The 14262-nt window shown below is 69.5% G+C and carries 10 protein-coding genes and 1 pseudogene; 6 read left to right on the forward strand and 5 right to left on the reverse strand.

Going from position 1 to position 14262, the window contains the following annotated elements; all coding sequences use genetic code 11:
• The first annotated feature begins 128 nt into the window (after positions 1-128).
• Positions 129-1799, forward strand: a complete 1671-nt coding sequence (locus M2283_RS38235; RefSeq protein WP_280881246.1) for an MFS transporter — start codon at positions 129-131, stop codon at positions 1797-1799.
• A 32-nt stretch (positions 1800-1831) separates the two neighbouring features.
• Here the strand turns inward: M2283_RS38235 and M2283_RS38240 are convergent, their stop codons facing one another.
• The 5 genes from M2283_RS38240 to M2283_RS38260 all read right to left on the reverse strand — a co-directional run bounded on the left by M2283_RS38240 (position 1832) and on the right by M2283_RS38260 (position 7295).
• Complete coding sequence (locus M2283_RS38240) at positions 1832-2350, reverse strand: AAA family ATPase (protein ID WP_280881112.1); 519 nt, start codon at positions 2348-2350, stop codon at positions 1832-1834.
• Positions 2351-2379: 29 nt separating this feature from the next.
• Complete coding sequence (locus M2283_RS38245; RefSeq protein WP_280881113.1) at positions 2380-3144, reverse strand: sulfite exporter TauE/SafE family protein; 765 nt, start codon at positions 3142-3144, stop codon at positions 2380-2382.
• A gap of 133 nt (positions 3145-3277) precedes the next feature.
• A complete protein-coding gene (locus M2283_RS38250; RefSeq protein WP_280881114.1) occupies positions 3278-4411 on the reverse strand; it encodes a glycoside hydrolase family 88 protein in 1134 nt (377 codons plus the stop codon).
• Positions 4412-4638: 227 nt separating this feature from the next.
• Entirely contained in the window at positions 4639-6168 is a 1530-nt protein-coding gene (locus tag M2283_RS38255; protein ID WP_280881115.1) for an APC family permease, read from the reverse strand.
• A gap of 95 nt (positions 6169-6263) precedes the next feature.
• The gene (locus M2283_RS38260; RefSeq protein ID WP_280881116.1) at positions 6264-7295 is read right to left on the reverse strand and encodes an alcohol dehydrogenase; all 1032 of its coding nucleotides are present in this window, start codon (positions 7293-7295) and stop codon (positions 6264-6266) included.
• 382 nt (positions 7296-7677) lie between these two features.
• Here M2283_RS38260 and M2283_RS38265 point away from each other — a divergent pair, with 382 nt between their 5' ends.
• The 5 genes and pseudogenes from M2283_RS38265 (at position 7678) to M2283_RS38285 (ending at position 14231) form a co-directional block, all read left to right on the forward strand.
• On the forward strand, positions 7678-8673 hold the full coding sequence (locus M2283_RS38265; RefSeq protein WP_280881117.1) for a LacI family DNA-binding transcriptional regulator: 996 nt from the start codon (positions 7678-7680) through the stop codon (positions 8671-8673).
• A gap of 287 nt (positions 8674-8960) precedes the next feature.
• Positions 8961-10535: an ABC transporter substrate-binding protein gene (locus M2283_RS38270; RefSeq protein ID WP_280881118.1), complete on the forward strand. Its 1575-nt coding sequence runs from the start codon at positions 8961-8963 to the stop codon at positions 10533-10535.
• 36 nt (positions 10536-10571) lie between these two features.
• A pseudogene (locus M2283_RS38275) lies at positions 10572-11503 on the forward strand (ABC transporter permease).
• Positions 11500-13362 carry a dipeptide/oligopeptide/nickel ABC transporter permease/ATP-binding protein gene (locus tag M2283_RS38280; RefSeq protein WP_280881119.1) on the forward strand — a complete coding sequence of 621 codons (1863 nt, stop codon included), beginning with the start codon at positions 11500-11502 and terminating at the stop codon, positions 13360-13362. The pseudogene M2283_RS38275 and the gene M2283_RS38280 overlap by 4 nt, the downstream one beginning before the upstream one ends.
• Positions 13359-14231, forward strand: a complete 873-nt coding sequence (locus M2283_RS38285) for a glycoside hydrolase family 3 protein (protein WP_280881120.1) — start codon at positions 13359-13361, stop codon at positions 14229-14231. Before M2283_RS38280 ends, M2283_RS38285 begins: the two co-directional genes overlap by 4 nt.
• Positions 14232-14262 lie beyond the last annotated feature (31 nt).

Consider the following 14262-nt stretch of genomic DNA (forward strand, 5'->3'; position numbering starts at 1 on the left):
CCGCGCGACGCGGCGGGGCGTCCGGGCCGGGCTCCCTGCGATCGGCACGCCACAAGACCACGCCCGTCGGCCCGGGCTACAAGTGGGTCGCGCTGTCGAACACCACGCTGGGCGTGCTGATAGCCACGATGGACGCCTCCATCGTGATCATCTCGCTGCCCGCGATCTTCCGCGGTATCGGCCTCGATCCGCTCGCACCGGGCAACATCGGCTACCTGCTGTGGATGATCCTGGGCTATCTACTGGTCTCGGCGGTGCTGGTCGTCGTGCTCGGCCGGCTCGGCGACATGTTCGGCCGGGTGCGGATCTACAACCTCGGCTTCCTGATCTTCGCGTGCGCCTCCGTCGCGCTCTCCCTGGACCCGTTCCACGCGGGAGCGGGCGCGATGTGGCTGATCCTGTGGCGCCTCGTGCAGGCCTTCGGCGGGTCGATGCTCACCGCCAACTCGGCCGCCATCCTCACCGACGCCTTCCCCGCCCGGCAACGCGGCATGGCCCTGGGCATCAACCAGATCACCGCTCTCGCGGGCCAGTTCCTCGGTCTCCTCGCGGGCGGCCTGCTCGCCGTCGTCGACTGGCGTGCCGTGTTCTGGGTGAGCGTCCCGATCAGCATCACCGGCACGATCTGGTCCTACCTCAGCCTCCGGGAGACCTCGGCGGGCCGCCCCGGCCGTGTCGACTGGCTGGGCAACCTCACCTTCGCGTCGGGCGCCGGCATCCTGCTGGCCGGCATCACCTACGGCATCCAGCCCTACGGCGGCAGCGCCACCGGCTGGGGCAACCCCTGGGTGCTCACCGGCCTGTTCGGCGGCGTCGCCCTGCTGCTGCTCTTCTGCTACATCGAGACACATGTCGCCGAGCCCATGTTCAACCTGGCCCTGTTCAAGATACGGGCGTTCACCGCGGGCAACGTGGCCGCGCTGCTGACCTCGATCGCGCGGGGCGGTCTGCAGTTCATGCTGATCATCTGGCTGCAGGGGATCTGGCTGCCCCTGCACGGCTACGACTTCGAGGACACTCCCCTGTGGGCCGGCATCTTCATGCTGCCGCTCACGATCGGCTTCCTCGTCGCGGGCCCCATCTCCGGCTATCTGTCCGACCGGTTCGGTGCCCGCCTCTTCTCCACGGCCGGTCTCATCGTCGTTGCAATCTCCTTCCTCGGGCTGCTCGCACTGCCCGTCGACTTCGACTACGGGCTGTTCGCGGCGCTGCTGCTGCTCAACGGTCTTGGTCAGGGCCTGTTCTCCGCGCCGAACACGTCGTCCATCATGGGCAGCGTGCCGGCCGAGTTCCGGGGCGTCGCCTCGGGCATGCGCTCCACCTTCCAGAACTCCGGTACGGCCCTGTCCATCGGTGTGTTCTTCTCGCTGATGGTCTCGGGGCTCGCGTCCAGGCTGCCGACGACGCTGAGCAGCGGACTGCAGGCCAACGGCGTACCGGCCGGAGCGGCCGAGCATGCCGCTTCGCTGCCGCCGGTGAGCACCCTCTTCGCCACGTTCCTCGGCAACAACCCCATCCAGCACCTGCTCTCCGCCGACGGAGCCCTCGACCATGTGTCGGCGGCCCAGCGAGCGGTGCTGACCGGCCACACCTTCTTCCCACGGCTGGTCTCCGGGCCGTTCCACCACGGTCTGGCGATCGTGTTCAGCGTCGCCGCCGGCATGGCTCTGGTCTCCGCCGTGGCCTCCGCCCTGCGGGGCAGCCATCGTGCCGAGCCGAAACCCGCCGGACAGGACCCGTCACCCGCGACCGGCGAGACCAAGGAGACTCCGCAGAGCCGGCACAACACGCCGTCGTAGCACGGTTGTCGGGCCCGCCACTGCTTCCCGCGTCAGAGCGAGGTCAGCCAAGTCGCTGTGTCTGCTGGGCGCTTGAACTGGCGGGTCTGGACAGGGGCGAAGCGTGGGTCGTCCGCGCGGTCGGCGATCTCCCGGTGTCGGCGGGCGTGTTGGGACCAGGCCCACCACACGGGGTGCTCTCTGCTCAGCCAGCCCGACCAGGTTTCCTTGTTGCCGCCGAAGAGAACCTCGCGGGTGACCGTGCGACGGAGAGAGCGGCGCAGGATGCGGGGCATGACCACGCGCCTGGGGTAGTCGAGCCAGAGCACGGTGTCTGCCCGGTCCCAGAGCAGGTCACGGACCTCTGGGTAGCCGATCGAGTCGATGATCCACTGGGGTTCGGCGGCGATCCGTGTGATCTCTTCGGTCAGCTTGTCGTTCACGGCCCAGTTCGGGCCCGCGAAGTACAGCGCGTCCATCTCGTGGTACGGAATCCCCAGCCGTTCGCCCACTGCCCGAGCGAGAGTCGACTTTCCCGCTCCGGTGACACCCACCACCAAGATCCGTTCCATGGACGCACCTTATACAGGGGCAACGAGGGTCAATCGGCCCGGAGCCACAGCGAGACGGCGAGACCGAGGCCGGCCAGGGCGATGGCGATGCGCAGCGGCTTCTCGGGAAGCCGCCGGACGACCACCGGTCCCACCCGGCTGCCGACCAGACACCCGAGGCCGAGGGCGAAGGCGGCCGTCCAGTCGACGGGGGCGAGGAAGGCGTAGGCGACGGCCGCGGTGACGTTGGCGGCGCCGGTGGCTATGTTCTTCACGGCGTTGGTGACGGGCAGCGGTTCGTTCGCGGACAAGGACAGTACGGCCAGCATCAGGACGCCGGCCGCCGCGCCGAAGTAGCCGCCGTACAGCCCGACCAGCAGCACCGCGCAGACCAGCGGCAGTCTTGAGCGCACGCCGCCGGCGTCCGGGTCGCGCCGGGCGGCCAGTCGTCGCAGTGGTTCGCGGACGAGGATCAGCACCGAGCCCAGGGCGATCAGCCAGGGCACGACCTGCTCGAACGCCGAGGACGGAGTGCCCAGGAGCAGCGCCGCTCCCACCGCTCCCCCGGTGGCCGCGAGGAGCGAGAGTCTCAGCAGTCGGCGCCCTTGGCCGCGCAGTTCCTCCCGCGAACCGGCCGCGGTGCCAAGGGTGTTGGAGAACAGCGCCACGGTGTTGGTCACGTTGGCGGCCACCGGCGGCAGTCCCACAGCCAGCAGCGCCGGATAGCTGAACAGTGAGGCGAGCCCGGCGATCGATCCGGCCAGCCCGGAGGCGACGCCGGCGAGCGCGAGCAGCAGTACGGAGCCGGCGTCCACGCGGTTGCTTGCTCCCTGGGTCGAGCGGTCCCACGCCGCGCCGTCGCGACTCGGCCCGCTGTCGGGAGCGGGCCCGGGTAGTGCACGTCCCAGGGTACGGATGGCGTCTACATGCGGAGACGGTGGGTCGGAGTCAGGCCCAGGTGGACAGGTCGATGGCCCGGTCGACGTCGTTCGGGCGCAGCACCCGCAGGATGCCTTCCAGAAGGTAGTAGTCGGCGTACGGGAGCGAGACCTCGATGCCGTCCTCGGCCGGGCGGTTGCGGGTACAGCGGGCGACGACCGCCTCGGCTCGGGTCGAGTTCTTCGTGAGGCAGGTCTCCGACAGCGCGGTGAGCAGGCGTAGGGCGACGTCGCGGTAGGCGGGCCGGCCCGACGCGGCGGCCAGGTCGAGCAGTCCGCACGCCATGATGGCGCCGGCCGACGCGTCCTTGATGTCGTTGGGCGCTTGCGGTGCGCGGTAGTCCCACACCGGGACGGAGTCGGGGGTCAGCGCTGCGACGGCGAAGTCCGCGAGTCTGCGTGCGGTGGTCAGGAACTCCGCGTTGCCGGTCCGCCGGTACATCGTGGTGAATCCGTAGATGCCCCAGGCCTGTCCGCGCGACCAGGCGGACGTGGGGCTGTAGCCCTGCACGGTGTTGGGCCCGATGGCCGCGCCGGTGTCCGGGTTGAAGTCGAACACGTGCGGGATCGATCCGTCGGCACGGGGGAACACGCGCTGCGCGGTCTTCGCGTGCTCAACGGCGATGTTCAGGTACTTCTGGTCGCCGGTCTGCTTGCTCGCGAAGGCCAGCAGGTCGAGGTTCATCATCGTGTCGATGATGACCCGGCCCGCGTTGGCGGGATCGCCCAGTGCGCCCCAGGCCCGGATGAAGTGACCTCGCGGGTTGTACCGCTGGATCAGGGAGTCGGCCGCCCGCACGGCGCCCGTGCGCCAACTCGCGTCGCCCGTCAGCCGCCAGGCGGTGACCCACGACGGGTAGAAGAGGAAGCCGAGGTCGTGGGTCGCCGTGTCGGTCTGTCTGGGCGCGAGTTTGGCCGCCGACTCCAGTGCCCAGGTGCGGAAGGCGGTGTCCCCGGTGTGGAGCCAGGCCATCCACAGCGTTCCGGGCCAGAATCCGCCGACCCAGTCGCCGTTCTGGGAGTACGTCCATTTCTCGAACTTGGTCCCGACCGGGAAGCCGGTCACGCGCGGCGCGACCGCGCGGACCTTCGCGACCGCGTAGTCGGCCGCCGCGCTCAGCGTGCTCAGGTTCGGTGCCGCCAACCGGCCGTCGACCGCACCCGCGGCCGGTGACGCGGAAGCCTAGACCGCTGCGGCACCCGCCGCCGTGGCCAGGACCGTACGTCGGGAAACAGTCATGCCCGCACCTCCAACTGGTCAACGGGAGAACGCAGTTGACCGAGCTTTGCACAGCAGTCTCAGCGGCGTACACCCACATGTGCGGAGTTCATCCACGTGAACGGCTGGTCAGGAGGCGAGTTGGGCCGCGGCTACTCCTTCGCGGCGGCCGCCCTGCGCGTCGGACTGCCCAGGGCCCAGAAGAGGACGCCGAGGAGCACGAACCCGGCGAGCGGGACGGCCTCCGTCAGGAGGTACTTCCAGCGCTCGCCGTAACTCCAGCCGTCCGGCGCGTAGTCGGAGCCGAACCAGTGGTCGCCGAGTCCGGGGGCGACCAACTGCACGCTCGCGAACAGGATGAGCAGGGTCAGGACCACGCTGATGGTGCGCGGGAAGGGCGCCTTGTACGGGCGCGGGACGTGCGGAGCCTTGCGGCGCAGTACCGCGAGGGCGGGGAAGATGCCCAGGTAGCTGACGAGGGTGGTGGAGACGGCGAGGCCGAGGACGGCGCCGAAGAGCTTGGCCGCGCTGCCGTCGGTCAGTTCGTGGGCCAGGACCAGGACGAGGGTGGAGACAAGGCCGCTGAGGACGTTGACCCGTACCGGCGTGCCGAACCGGCTGGAGATGACGCCGAGGAAGCGGGGCGCGGCGCCGTCGTAGCCGGAGACGGCGAGGGCGCGGTCGGAACCCATGACCCAGGTGACGCCGGAGGACAGCACCGTGAGGATGAACATGATCGCGGCGAGGTCCCCGAGCACGCTGCCGGCGCCGCTGAGGGTGGCCGTGCCGTCGGCGCCGACGTGACCGCCGTAGACGGTGAACACCTGGCGGATCGCGTCGATGAAGCCGCCGAGGCCGGTGATGGCCTTGACCGGGAGGACCAGCAGGATGCCGAGGATCGGCAGGGCGTAGAGCAGTACGGCGAGGACGGCGCTGCGGAAGATGGCGAAGGGCACGTCCTTCTGGGCGTCGGTCATCTCGTCGCCCGCGGTGTTGGGCAGCTCGAATCCGACGTAGTTGAACATCAGGACGGGCACCAGGCCGACGAACCCCACGTACGTCGGGGAGAAGTCGCCGAGCCCGAATCCGTGCAGGCCGTGCTGGATGCCGTAGACGACGACCGTGACGGTGAACAGGCCGAGGAGGACGAATCGGCTCCAAGCGCCGATGGTGGGGATCCACTTGCCGACGTCGAAGGAGAGGATCGCGGCGAGGACGCCCACCCAGACGAAGAGGAGGGTGAAGACGTAGAAGGCCGGGGTGCTCAGGTCCTTGCCGTCGTTGAAGAAGGTCGTGTACGCGGTCACTGCCGAGACCGAGAGCGTGCCGCCGAGCCACACCGGGTTGGTGATCCAGTACAGGAAGTTGTTGACGGCGCCTGCGAGGCGTCCGAAGGCGCGGCTGGTCCATATGTAGGGGCCGCCCTCGTCCGGGAAGGCGGCCCCCAGTTCGGCGGTCAGCAGCGCGGAGGGCACGAAGAACACCACGGCCAGCACGATGAGCCAGGTGAACGCCTCGGCGCCGGACGAGGCCACGGTGCCGATGGTGTCGACGCCGACGATGGTGCAGAGGAGGAAGAAGAGGATGTCGAAGCGGCCGAAGTGCTTGCGCAGCTTCTGCCGCTCCGTCTCGGCTGCTGCCGGCGTGCCGGCCGGGTCGAGAACTGTCTGGCCAGCGGTCACCGGGAGCTCCTGTGTGCTCGTGCCACGGGTGGGATTCGGCCAATGATCGGGCGCGCCCCAAAAGCACACAAGTGTTCATTTACAAGTCTTGACCATTACTTCTCCGCCGTGGTGAGCACCATCCGGAAGCGGGCGGCGCCGGAGAGCATCCGTCGGTACGCCTGGTCGGCCTGGTCCAGCGGTACGGTCTCGGTCATCGGGCGGATGCCGTGCAGGGCGCTGAACTCCAGGGTGTCCTGGACGTCCTGTGCCGTGCCGGACGGGTGGCCGCGCACGATCTTGGCGCTCATGAGCAGCTGGGTCGGATTGATGTCGAGTGCCTCGGGCGCCGCTCCGACGACGACCAGTTCACCGCGGGCTGCCAGTCCGTCCACGGTCGAGCTGATGGCGGCGGAATTGCTGGCCGTGGCCAGCACGACCTTGGCTCCGCCGAGCGACTGCAGGGCCTCGGCGACGGGTGTGTCCGCCGTGCTGTCGACGTAGTGGTGGGCGCCGAGCTGCTTGGCGAAGTCGGCCTTGTCGGCTCCCCTGGCGATCGCGACGGTCTCGAAGCCCATGGCGATCGCGAACCGCACCCCCAGGTGACCGAGACCGCCGATGCCCAGCACGGCGACCAGATCGCCGGCCCGCGCGGAGCTGCGCCGCAGTCCGTTGTACGTGGTCACGCCCGCGCAGGCCATCGGGCCCGCGTCGGCCGCCGACAGCGCCTCGGGGATCCGGGCCAGGGCGTCGACCGGGGCGATCATCATCTCGCCGAAGCCGCCGTCGTACGCCCAGCCCGGGACCTTGAGGTTCTGGCAGACGATGAAGTCGCCCTGCCTGCAGGGGGTGCAGTGGCCGCAGCTGCCGCCGAACCAGCCGACCGTCACCCGGTCGCCCACCTGCCAGCCGTACTCGCCCGCGCCCTCGCCGAGTTCGTCGACACGGCCGGCGATCTCGTGCCCGGCCACCACCGGGAACGCCAGGCCCGGCACGGCGCCGTTCACGAACAGGGTGTCGCTGTGGCAGACCCCGCAGGCCTCCACGGCCACCCGCACATGGCGAGGACCCGGCTGCGGTACGTCACGCTCGGTGATCTCGAAGGTCCCGCCGGCGGCGGGCACTTGTGCAACTCGATAGGTACTCATGCGTCTCCCCGGAAGTCGCGTACGACCGCCCCCGCACCAGTGGATCAGCCGCGGGCCGATCGCGCGCGTCGAACAGAAGTCGAGCAGGAGGGGTGAGGGGGCGGGCCTCGCCGGCGAGCACGCCCGGCACGGTCGAAGACCCACGGAGCGTGACGTTGCGCCCGGCACCAGTCGCCTGCGCGTCACCTCCCCCTCGCGCGTTCCGACGCGTGAGGACATCCATCTCACCACTCGCCGACCGACCCGACAACACGGCATTTCGAGCGTGTGGGGTGTCCGACTCCTCGGACACGCCCTATCGTCACTGTTACGATTCAGTGACGCACACCACTCAGCCGGACGGGCCGCACCGGCTTGTCCGAGATGTTCCCAGGAGGCTCCCATGGCGGGCAGGACCGGCCGCGTGACGGCGACCGATGTCGCCAAGGAGGCCGGTGTCTCCCAGACGACGGTCAGCTACGTGCTGAACGACGCGCCGCACCAGAAGATCTCCGAGCAGACCCGGCGCAAGGTGCTGGATGCGGTGGCGAAGCTGGGCTACAAGCCGTCGGCCGCCGCACGCGCGCTCCGCCTGGGCCGCAGCGATCTGGTGCTGATGTTCCTTCCGGACGTTCCTGTCGGCGGCTCTCTGACGGCCCTGGTCGAGCTGCTCGGTGACGAGCTGGAGCGCCACGGCCTGAATCTCGTCACACGGCGCGAGCGGCACACCCCGCTGGAGTCGCTGTGGCGGGAACTCGCACCGGCGGCCGTGATGACGGCCTTCGACGTCCCCGAAGAGGACGTGGCCGGCATGCGGGCGGCCGGCATCCACGTGGTCAGCGCCGGGATGAGCCCGTCGGACAGCCCGGGCGTCCTGACCGTTCCCCAACGCCTCATCGGCACCATGCAGGTCGAACGGCTGGCGACGACGGGGCACACACGCATCGGCTATGCCACTCCCGGGGATCCCCGGCTCCAGGATTTCCTGGTCCTGCGGCTCGAGGGCGCCCGCGCCGCCTGTGCGGAACTCGGTCTTGAACCGCCCGTCGTGCTCGAAGTACCCCTCGACATCTCGGCCGCCGCGGCGGCGGCCGAGCGCTGGCACTCGGCCGTCCCGGCCGTCACAGGCGTGTGCGCCTACAACGACGAGACGGCGTTCGCCCTGCTCGCGGGCATGCGCAGGGTGGGTCTCTCCGCCCCCGGCGACCTCGCCGTGATCGGTGTCGACAACGACAAGCTGGCGCCCTTCGCGATGCCGCCGCTGACGACGATCGACAACAACCTCGATGTCGTCGTGGGCCGCGCGGCCCGGATGATCGTCAATGGCGTGACCGGCCGATCGCTGCCGACGCAGCCCCAGATCACTCCGCTGAGCCTGGTCGTGCGCGAGTCGGCCTGACACCGGCCCTCCTCGGTCGCGGGAACTCCAACAGGCGTGACATGACGCCGCTCTCCCCCGGATTCCGGCTTTCCGCAAAACACTGACGCACGGGTCTTGTGGCTCGCCATGGGCTGGGCTTACGTCACGCATACGTTTCACTTGTACGTATCAGTGGCTGGTTCTCACCCACCGAAAACGGTGGCGACCACACCCCCTTCGGCCAGGGACGGCTGACTGCCAAGAGCGGTCCAAGCCGCGTCAGGACCTGGTTCTCCCCTACCTCCGAGGCTCTTGAGGGCGGCTCGATGCCCGCCGCCGCCCGGTCATCCACTCACCAGCGGAGTACCCATGCGAAGAATCGCGCTGACGGCCGTATCCACTGTCCTGATGTTGTCCGCGGCCGCCTGCGGCTCGGGATCGGGTTCCGGTTCGGGCAAGACCGCCACCGGCGGCACCCTCACCCTGGCCCCCCCCTGGTCGCGGCGCAGCCCTGGGACCTGGCCGACGCCGGACTCGGCAACAACGCGCAGTACTACCAGCCGGTATACGACTCGCTGTTCCGGCTGTCCCCGACGGCCGCGGTCAAGCCCAACCTGGCGACCAAGTGGTCGTACGACGCGGCCCGTACGGTCCTCACGCTGACCCTGCGCAGCGGCGTCAAGTTCACCGACGGCACCGCCCTGGACGCGGCGGCGGTCAAGGCCAATCTGCTGCACACCAAGGGAGGCACCAGCGAGGCGGCGGGCCAGCTCACGAGCATCAGCGGTGTCGACGTCGTCAACGCCACCACGGTCGCGATCAAACTCTCGGCTCCCGACCCCTCGTTGGTGCCGAACCTCGGCAATGTGGCCGGCATGATCGCCAGTCCCAAGGCCATCACGGCTGGGACGATCAAGACCGACCCGGTGGGCTCAGGGCCGTACACCCTCGACAAGTCCGCCACCACGGCGGGCAGCACGTACACCTTCGTGCGCAATCCCGGGTACTGGAACAAGGCCGCGTTCCCCTTCGACAAGATCGTCCTCAAGCCGCTCACCGACCCGCCCGCCGTGCTCAACGCGCTGCGCTCGGGGCAGGTCAACGGCGCGTTGCTGGCCAGCGCAAAGAACATCGCACCGGCCAAGAGCAGCGGCCTGACCGTCACCAAGTTCACCTCCGGTGACGTCGAGGGCGTCTACATCTGGGACCGCGCCGGAAAGATCGTCAAGGCACTCGGGGACGTCCGGGTGCGGCAGGCCCTGAACTACGCCTTCGACCGCTCCACGATCGTCAAGACGGCGAAGCAGGGGCTGGGCAAGTCGACGACCCAGATCTTCAACCCGGCGGGCTCTGCCTACGACGACTCACTGAACTCCAAGTACTCCTACGACCCGACGAAGGCCAAGCAACTACTGGCCGAGGCGGGCTACCCGAACGGCTTCTCGGTCACCGTCCCGGATGTCTCGGAGGTCTTCCCAGACCAACAGGCGGCCATGGTCCAGCAGTTGGAGGACATCGGGATCAAGGTCAAGGTCGACAAGATCCCGGCCACACAGTTCATCAGCGCCCTTCTCGCGGGCAAGTACCCGCTGTCGTACATGACTCTGGCCTCCTTCCGTGCCTGGGACACCATCCAGATCGAGGTGGCCAAGAGCGCGCTGTGGAATCCGCTGCACAGCGAGGACGCCAAGGTCACCAGCCTGATCGCCAAGGCTCGTTCGGCGACCGGCGCCACCCAGGACGCGCTGTTCAAGGAGCTCAACACCTACCTCGTCGACCAGGCGTGGAACGCGCCCTGGGACTCCGTCGAGGCCACCTACGCGACGACCAAGGGGGTCACCTTCACCCCGCAGACGTTCGCCGCCGTACCGCCGATCTACAACTTCAAGCCCGTCGGCTGACCCGGCCCGCAAACGAACACGGTCAGGGAGAGACAGATGATCGTTTTCCTGGTCCGGCGCATCGCCGCCGGGCTGGTCCTGGTCCTGGTGATCGCGACCACGACCTTCGCGCTGATGGGCCTCACCGGTTCCGATCCGGTGCGCCAGATCGTGGGGCAGACCGCCACCCAGCAGCAGGTGACGGCCAAGTCCGCCGAACTCGGCCTCGACCAGCCCTTCGTGGTCCGCTACGGCCACTGGCTCGCGGACGCGGTGCACGGCAACCTCGGCAGCTCGTGGTTCAGCAGTGAGTCCGTGACCACGTCACTCGCCAACAAACTGCCGGTCACACTGTCGATCGTGCTGGCGGCGCTACTGCTGTCGGCGGTACTGAGCACGGTGCTGGGCGTGGCCGCCGCGGTGCACTGGACCAGGTGGTGCAACTGCTCGCGGTCCTCGGATTCGCCGTACCCAGCTTCCTGGTCGCCCTGGTCCTCGCCGTCGTGGTCGGCGTCCACCTGGGCTGGCTGCCCGCGACCGGTTACGTCCCGCTGGCGGACTCGGCGGACGGCTGGCTCCGGTCGATCACCCTCCCGGCGTTGTCGCTCGCCGTCGGAGCGATCGCCGCCACCGCCCAACAGGTACGCGGCTCCATGGTCGACGTCCTGCGCGCGGACTACATACGCACCCTCCGCAGCCGTGGCATCAGCGAACGGAGCCTGCTGTTCCGCCACGCTCTGCGCAACGCGGCACCGGCCGCGCTGACCGTGCTGGCGCTGCAGTTCATCGGCCTGGTCGGCGGCGCGGTCGTCGTCGAGAAGGTCTTCGGCCTCAACGGGATCGGCAGCCAGGCGACCACAGCCGGATCCCAGAGCGACACCCCGGTCGTCATGGGCGTCGTCGTGGTCATGGTCGCCCTCGTCGTGGTGGTGAACATCCTGATGGACCTCGCGTACGGATGGCTCAACCCGAAGGTGCGTGTCGGATGACGCTCCCTCAGCCCGAAGAAGCGGCACACACGATCGCCGTCGCCACACCGGGGCGGGCGGGACTCCTGCGCCGGCTCCTGCGCAGCCCGGTGGCCGTGACCTGCCTGGTGCTCCTCGCGCTGGCCAGCCTGTTCGCGCCGCTCCTGACCGGCCAGGACCCGGCCCACACCTCACTGACCGACAGCCTGGCCCCGATGAGCGGACAACATCCCCTGGGCGGTGACGGCGTCGGCCGTGACGTCCTGGCCCGACTGCTCTACGGCGGTCGCACCAGCCTGCTGGGAGCCCTGCTCGCGGTGGCCGTGGCCCTGGCGATCGGTGTTCCCGCCGGTCTGGTGGCCGGGTATTACCGCAAGTGGTTCGACGCCGTGAGCAGTTGGCTGTCCAACCTGCTGATGGCCGTCCCCGCGATCATCGTGCTGCTCGTCGTGATGTCCGCGGTGGGGCAGAACACGTACCTCGCCATGGCGGTCTTCGGCGTGCTGATGTCACCGGGCGTCTTCCGGCTGATCCGCGCCTCGGTGATCTCCGTACGCGAAGAGCTGTACGTGGACGCGGCGCGGGTGTCCGGCCTGACGGACCCCCGGATCATCCGCCGGCACATCCTGCCCGTCGTGCAGGCGCCGACCATCATCCAGGCCGCCCAGATGCTCGGTCTCGGCATCGTGATCCAGTCCGGGCTCGAGTTCCTCGGCCTGGGTTCGGCGAGCCAGGCGAGCTGGGGCTCCATGCTCAACGACGCCTTCGCGAACATCTACACCAAGCCGGTCCTGATGGTCTGGCCCGGCGTGGCGCTCGCGGTGACCGTCGCCGCGTTCGGCCTGCTGGGCAACGCCGTGCGGGACGCGCTGGCCGGGAGCGCGGTCGGCGGGCGGAGGCCGTCGCGTGGCGCCGCGGGTCGTAGGCCGGTCGCGGCGAAGAAGGCGCGGCACACCACGTCCGTGACATCCGCCATGAACGGAATGTCGGAGACGGCGGACGCGGACGACGCCTTGCTCGTCCTCGAAGACCTCACGGTCACCCATCCGACGGCCGAAGGAGACAAGGCTGTCGTCGACGGTGTCTCCCTGAAGGTGCGCCGGGGCGAAGTCCTCGGCCTCGTGGGGGAATCGGGCTCCGGGAAGAGTCAAACCGCGTTCGCCCTCCTCGGGTTGCTGCCCCGGGAGGCCCAAGTCTCCACCGGACGGCTGGTGTTCGACGGCACGGAACTGGGGCGGCTCGGCCGCGCGGACATGAACCGCTACCGAGGCCGCCGGATCGCCTACGTCCCGCAGGAACCCATGTCCAACCTCGACCCGTCCTTCCGTATCGGCGCCCAACTGGTGGAGCCGGTACGCCGGCACCTCGGGCTGTCGGCGTCGGAGGCGAGGGCGAAGACCCTCGGCCTGCTGGAGCGGGTCGGCATCGCCGACCCGAAACGGGTCTTCAACGCCTATCCGCACCAGATCTCCGGCGGCATGGCCCAGCGCGTTCTCATCGCCGGCGCCGTCTCCTGCGAACCGGATCTGCTGATCGCCGACGAGCCGACCACGGCCCTCGACGTGACCGTGCAGGCCGAGGTCCTCGACCTGGTGCGGTCCCTGCAGCGCGAGCGGAACATGGGCGTGATCCTGGTGACCCACGACTTCGGTGTGGTGGCCGACATCTGCGATCGCGTGTCGGTGATGCAGACCGGCGCGGTGGTGGAGTCCGCACCCGTGGCGCAGTTGTTCGCCGCTCCGCAGCACCCGTACACCCGCATGCTCCTGTCGTCGACGTTGGAGGACGCCGAGCCGCGGGCCGCGCTGAGTCCGGGCCACACCGTGCCGGCGAGCGTCGCGGGGATCACGAACACCGGACGTCAGGAGGGTCCGGCATGACCGGCACCATGAACGGGACACCGAAGAAGGAACTCCTGGCGGAACCCCTGCTGGTCGCCGAGGACGTGGTCGTGGAGTACCCGGCGAAGGGCTGGCGCAAGCCGCCTTTCCGGGTGCTGAAGAGGGTGTCGATCACCATCGGCGCGGGCGAGACGCTCGGGCTGGTCGGTGAGTCGGGCTCGGGCAAGACGACCCTGGGCCGAGCCGTCCTCGGACTGGTCCCGGTCGCCTCCGGCACCGTCCGCTACCGCGGCAAGGTCATCTCGGGCCTGGGCGCAAAGGAGCGCCGCGCGCTCAGCGACGCGCTCGCCGATGTGCTGCTGGGAGTGAGGGAGCCGGGTGGACGGCTGCCGACGGTCTGGCCCGCGTCCGAGCGGGGGCTGCCCGCCACCGAGCCGGTCGACGGCGTCCTCGCCTACGACGAGGGGTTGTTCATCGGCTATCGGGGCGCCGGCCGTGCCGGATGGCAGCCGCCCCGCTACGACTTCGGGCACGGACTCGGGTACACCACCTGGGACTACGTCTCGATCGACGTGCCCGGTGAGGTGCCGTCCGGCGCCGATCTCACCGTAGAAATACGGATACGGAACAGCGGAACGCGCCACGGCAAGGAGGTCGTGCAGGTCTACGCAGGCCGTCCGGACGGTACCGTCGAGCGCCCGGTCCGCTGGCTCGCCGGGTTCGCCGTAGTAGAGGCGTCGGCCGGCGAGGAGGTCGTCGCGACGGTGACGGTGGACGCACGGGCGCTGCGGCACTGGGACACCGAGTCGGGCGGCTGGGCGGTCGAGCCGGGGAGCTTCAGGCTGGCAGCGGGCCCGTCGTCGACGACCCTGCCGCTCACCGCCGACATCGCCGTAGACCGGGGGTGAGCCGGAAATGAGCCGTAGGCGTCCGGAGGCG

The organism is Streptomyces pseudovenezuelae (genome assembly GCF_029892565.1).
In the GTDB taxonomy this organism is placed as follows: Bacteria; Actinomycetota; Actinomycetes; order Streptomycetales; family Streptomycetaceae; genus Streptomyces; species Streptomyces pseudovenezuelae_A.